Origin of the sequence: Streptomyces sp. MH60 (genome assembly GCF_002939385.1) — a bacterium.
In the GTDB taxonomy this organism is placed as follows: domain Bacteria; phylum Actinomycetota; class Actinomycetes; order Streptomycetales; family Streptomycetaceae; genus Streptomyces.
In genome coordinates, this window is the sequence record NZ_MULI01000150.1 from 1 (window position 1) to 6,219 (window position 6,219).

A 6,219-nucleotide genomic window follows, 5' to 3' on the forward strand; every position below is an offset into this window, starting at 1 on the left:
CAGACCCCGGGGATGAACGAGCTGATCGCCGTCCCCGACGCCGACATGCCCGTGATGTCCACCCTGGAGATCAACGCGCTCGTCACCGAGTCGGGCAGGCTCACCGCCCGTGTCGGGTTCCCGACCGGCGTGCTCTCCCGCGACGAGGTGCGCGAGCTGGCCGACCTGTGGGAGTCGGCCCTGACCGGGCTCGCGCGGCACGCGGGGCGGCCGGACGCCGGGGGGCTGACCCCGTCGGACGTGCTGCTGGCCCCGGTGCGCCAGCGGGACCTGGAACGCTGGGAGGCACGCTTCCCGTCCCTGGCGGACGTATGGCCGACGACCCCGCTCCAGCAGGGTTTGCTCTTCGAGTCCGAGGTGTCGGAGGCGACCCAGGACGCCTACCAGATGCAGTTCGCGTACCACCTGTCCGGCCCCGTCGAGCCCGAGCGGATGCGGGCGGCCGGGCAGGCGCTGCTCGACCGGTACGCCAACCTGCGCACCGCCTTCGTCCCCGACGGCTCCGGCGACCTGGCGCAGCTGGTCCTCGACGACGTCGTGCTGCCCTGGCGCCACCTGGACCTGGCCGGGGCCGGCGAGGAGGAGTTCCAACGGCTGCTGGCCGAGGACCGCGTCCGGCGCTTCGACCCCACCACCCCGCCGCTGCTGCGCTGCACCCTCGCGACCCGCGGCCCGGACCGCGCGGTCCTGGTCCTCACCGCCCACCACGTGCTGTTCGACGGCTGGTCGGTACCGACGCTGATGCAGGACCTGCTGCGGCTGTACGGCTCCGGGGGCGACCCCTCCGCCCTGCCCAGGGTCCGCCCCTACCGCGACTTCCTGGTGTGGCAGGAACGCCAGGACCGCACCGCGTCCGCCCGCGCCTGGGCCGACGAGCTGGCCGGGTTCGACGAGCCGACGCTGCTCGCCCGGGAGAAGGACGCCGGGGCCCGCGTGGACGACGTCGGCCACGTCGACGTCCCGCTCGCGCCGCGGCTCGCCCTCGACCTGTCGGCCCGCGCCGCCGACCTCGGCGTCACCCTCAACACCCTGGTGCAGGGCGCCTGGGCGGTGCTCCTCGGACAGCTGACGGGCAGCCAGGACGTGGTGTTCGGCGCCACGGTCTCCGGGCGGCCGCCGGCCGTGCCGGACGTGGAGTCCATGGTCGGCCTGTTCATCAACACCCTGCCCGTGCGGGTGCGGATCGCGCCCGGCGAGACCTTCGCCGAGCTGCTCGCCGGACTCCAGGCCCGGCAGGGCGCGCTGCTCGACCACCACCACTACGGCCTGACCGAGATCCACCGAACCGTGGGCACCGGCACCCTCTTCGACACCCTGGTCGTCTTCGAGTCCTACCCGGTCGACCACGTCGGCCTGAGCGAGGCCAACGACACGGCGGGCGTCGCCATCACCGGCATCACGCCCTTCAGCGGCACCCACTACCCGGTGACCGTCATGGCCGACGCCGACCCCCACCTGCGGCTGTCCCTGCAATACCAGCCGCACGCCCTCGACCGGGCCGCGGCGCGGACCCTCGCCGGGCGCCTGGAGCGGGTGCTGCACTCGCTGGTGACCGAGCCCTGGGCGCCCGTCGGCACGGTGGACGTGCTCACCCCGGCCGAGCGGGAGCGGGTGCGCGGCGGCGCGGCGGTCACGAGGGCGCCGGACGCGACGGTCCCCGGCCGGTTCGAGGAGCGGGCGGCGGCCACGCCGGACGCGGTGGCCGTGGTGTCGGGCGAACGGCGGCTGACGTACCGCGAACTCGACGAGCGGGCGAACCGCGTGGCGCACCGGCTGCGCGAGCACGGCGCCGGCCCCGAGACGCTGGTGGCCGTCGCCCTGCCGCGCACCTGCGACCTGGTCGTGGGGCTGCTCGGCGTACTGAAGTCGGGCGCCGGCTATGTGCCGGTGGACCCCGAGTACCCCAGCCGGCGCCTGGAGTTCGTCCTCGGCGACGCGGCGCCCGCGCTGGTCCTCACCGACCCCGCCGCCGCCTCCGCCCTCCCCGGCACCGGCCTGCCCGTGCTGCACCTCGCGGCGGCCGAGGGCGACGACCCGGCGCCCCTCACGGACGGCCCGCACCCGGACAACGTGGCGTACGTGATGTACACCTCGGGCTCCACCGGGGTCCCCAAGGGCGTCGCGCTCACCCACCGCAACGTCACCGGCTGCCTGCCCGCGCTCGCCGAGGCCGTCGGCATCCGGGCCGGCACCCGCACCCTGGCCGGCGCCTCGGTCAACTTCGACGTGTCCGTGTTCGAGATCTTCACCACGCTGACCCACGGCGGCACCGTCGAACTCGTCCGGGACGTGCTGGAACTGGGCGAGCGGGACCACTGGGACGCCGACGTGATCAGCTCGGTGCCGTCGGCCTTCGCCGAACTGCTCGACGGCCTGCCGGGCCGCGTCAGCCCGCGCGCCGTGGTGTTCGCGGGCGAGGGACTGCCGGCCGCACTGGTGGCCCGCGCCCGGCAGGCCTTCCCCGGGCTGCGCGTGGTCAACGGCTACGGCCAGACCGAGTCGTTCTACGCCACCGCCTTCACGCTCGGGCCCGACGACGCGTTCGGCGGCGACGGCGCCGCGCCCATCGGGGAGCCGCTGGAACACGTCCGCGCCCATGTGCTCGGCGCGGGCCTCGGGCCGGTGCCGCAGGGCGTGACCGGCGAGCTGTACGTCGCCGGCGACTCCCTGGCCCGCGGCTACCGCGGCCGGGCGGCGCTGACCGCGGAACGGTTCGTCCCCGATCCGTACGGGCCGCCCGGGTCGCGCATGTACCGCACCGGCGACCTGGCCCGGTGGACCGCCGACGGCAGGCTGGAGTACGTCGGCCGCGGCGACGGCCAGGTCAAGATCCGCGGCGTGCGGGTGGAGCCCGGCGAGGTGGAGGCGGCCCTGACCGCGCACCCCGGCGTCGCCCAGGCCGTGGTCGTCGCCCGCGAGGGACACGGCGGCGGCACCTCGAAGTACCTCGCCGCGTACCTGGTCCCGGCCGGCGAGGAGGCACCGGGCGACCTGCGCGACTTCATGTCCGCCAAGCTGCCCGACCACATGGTGCCGACCGCGTTCGTGCCGCTGGAGCGGTTCCCGCTGCTGCCCAACGGCAAGGTGGACCGGGCCGCCCTGCCCGCGCCGGAGTTCACCGGCGTCGCCCACCGGGCGCCCCGCACCACGACCGAGGACGCGCTGTGCCGCCTGTTCGCCGACGTGCTCGGCGTGGACCGGGTCGGCATCGACGACGACTTCTTCGTCCGGGGCGGCCACTCCCTGCTGGCCACCCGCCTGGTCAACCGGGTCCGTGCCGGGCTGGGCGCCGAGATCGGCGTCCGGACCGTGTTCAACGCGCCCACCGTCGCCCGGCTCGCCGGTCACCTCGCGGCGGGCGGCCCGGCCCGGCCGCTGCTGAGCGGCCCGCGCACCCGCCCGGAGCGGGTGCCGCTGTCGTACGCGCAGACCCGGCTGTGGTTCGTGGACCGCTTCGAGGGGCCCTCGGCGACCTACAACCACGCCTTCGTGCTGCGTCTGCGGGGCGCCCTGGACGTCGCCGCGCTGCGCGACGCGCTGCGGGACCTGGTCGCCCGGCACGAGGTGCTGCGCACCGTGATCGGCGAGGAGGACGGCACCCCGTACCAGCGGGTGCTGCCCGCGGACGAGGCCGCGCCGGACACCCCGCTCGTCGAGGTCACGGCGGAGGGCGCCGGCGCCGCGCTGGAGGACGTGCTCGGCCGCCCCTTCGACCTCGCCACTCAGATCCCCACCCGCACCACGCTGCTGCGGCTCGGCGCACACGAGCACCTGCTGGCGCTGGTGATCCACCACATCGCCGTCGACGGCGAGTCCATCGCCCCGCTCGCCCGCGACATGGCCACGGCCTACGCGGCCCGCCTGGACGGCACCGCCCCCGACTGGCCGGAGCTGTCCGTCCAGTACGTCGACTACACGCTGTGGCAGCGCGAGCTGCTCGGCGACGAGAACGACCCCGGCGGCGTGCTGCACGCCCAGGCCGCCTACTGGCGCGGGGAACTGGCCGGCGTACCGCAGCCGCTGCGGCTGCCCACCGACCGGCCGCGGCCGGCCGCGCCCAGCCACCGCGGCGACGTCGTGGAGTTCGCCCTGCCCCCGCACGTCGCGGAGGCCGTCGAGCGGCTCGCCCACGACCGGGGCGCCACGGCCGCGATGGTGCTCCAGTCCGCCCTCGCGGTGCTGCTCGGACGGCTCGGCGGCGGCGAGGACATCACCATCGGCTCCCCGATCGCCAACCGCACCGACGACGCCCTCGCCGACATGGTCGGCTTCTTCGTCAACACCTGGGTGCTGCGCGCCGACCTGTCCGGACACCCGTCCTTCGCCGACGTCCTCGGCCGGGTCCGGGACAAGGCGCTCACCGCCTACGACAACCAGGACGCGCCGTTCGAGCGGCTGGTGGAACTGCTCAACCCGGAGCGCTCCACCGCCTACCACCCGCTGTTCCAGGTGATGTTCGCCTGGCAGAACATCACCCGGGAAAACTTCCGGATGCGCGGCCTGGAGGTGGCCTGGGAGCCGTCCTTCACCGGCACCGCCAAGTTCGACCTGTTCTTCAACATGGGCGACATCCCCGGCCAGGGCGTGATCGGCCATCTCGAGTACGCCACCGACCTGTTCGACCGGGGTACCGTCGAGGACCTCGCGGCCCGCTTCGTACACCTGGTCGAGCAGCTGGTCGCGGCCCCCGAGCGGCGGATCGGCCTGCCCGGCGTCCTGCTGCCGGGCGAGGGCGAGCGGCTGGACGCCCTCGCCGGGCCCGGCCGGCCCGCCCCCGACGCCACCGTGCCCGGCCTCGTCGGGGCGCAGGCCGCGGCCCGGCCGGACGAGACCGCCGTCGTCTGCGGCGACCGGGTCCTCACCTACCGGGAGCTGGACGAACGCTCCGAGCGGCTGGCCCGCGCCCTGCGCGGGCGCGGGGTGGGCGCGGAGTCCCTGGTGGGTCTGGCCCTGCCCCGCTCCGCCGACCTGGTCGTGGCGATGCTCGGCGTCCTCAGGTCGGGCGCCGCGTACGTCCCGATCGACCCGCGTTTCCCGAGCGCCCGCCTCGGGCTGATGCTGGAGCAGGCCCGCCCCGGGCTGCTCCTCGCCGACGAGGAGTCGGCGGCCGCGCTGCCCCGGCACGGCGTACCGGTCCTCTCCCCGGCCGCCCTGGACGCCGAGCCCGCCGGTACCACCGGCCCGCCCGCCCCCGTGCACCCCGACAACGCGGCGTACGTGATGTACACCTCGGGCTCGACGGGCGTCCCCAAGGGCGTCACGATCACCCATCGCAACATCGCGGCCTGCCTGCCCTCCCTGGTGGCCGCCGTCGGCCTGGAGCCGGGCGGCCGGGTCCTCGCGGGCACCTCCGTCAACTTCGACGTGTCGGTGTTCGAGATCATGACGGCGCTCACCACGGGCGGCGTCGTCGAGGTGGTCCGCGACGTCCTGGAGCTGGGCGAGCGGGACACCTGGCAGGGGAGCGTCGTCAGCTCGGTCCCGTCGGTCTTCGCCGAACTCCTCGACCAGATCGCCGGCAAGGTGCGGGTCGACGCCCTCGTCTTCGCGGGCGAGCCCCTGCCCGCCGCGCTGGTGCGACGTGCGCGCACCGCCTTCCCAGGGGTGCGGGTGGTCAACGGGTACGGCCAGACCGAGACCTTCTACGCCTCCGCCCACACCCTCCGGGGCGACCAGGACGGGGAGGACGGACCCGGCGCCCCGATCGGCACCCCGCTGGACGCGGCCCGGGTGCGCGTCCTGGGCGAGGGCCTGCTGCCGGTGCCGCCCGGCGTCCCCGGCGAGCTGTACGTGGCGGGCGGTTCGGTGGCCCGCGGCTACCACGACCGTCCTGGACTGACGGCGGAACGCTTCGTTCCGGACCCGTTCGGTCCGGCGGGCTCGCGGATGTACCGCACCGGCGACCTGGTCCGCTGGAACCGCGACGGCTGTCTGGAGTACGTCGGCCGGGGCGACGGTCAGGTGAAGATCCGCGGGCTGCGCATCGAGCCGGGCGAGGTGGAGGCGGCCCTCGCCGCCCACCCCTCGGTCGGGCAGGCCACCGTCGTGGTCCGTGCGGGCAAGGGCGACGCCAGGCAACTCGTCGGGTACGTCGTCCCCGTCCGCCCGGGTGCCGACGACTTGGGCCGGGAGCGCAACACCCTCGACCTGACGGCCGGGGTGTCGGTGCCGGAGCTGCGCAGGTTCGTCGCGGCCCGGCTGCCGGAGTACATGGTGCCG

The 6,219-nt window shown here is 75.4% G+C and carries 1 protein-coding gene; it reads left to right on the forward strand.

The window, feature by feature from the left end:
* Positions 1–12 precede the first annotated feature (12 nt).
* Positions 13–6,219, forward strand: a 6,207-nt coding sequence (locus BZZ08_RS37910; protein WP_133169270.1) for a non-ribosomal peptide synthetase, incomplete at its 3' end; no start/stop codon positions are given.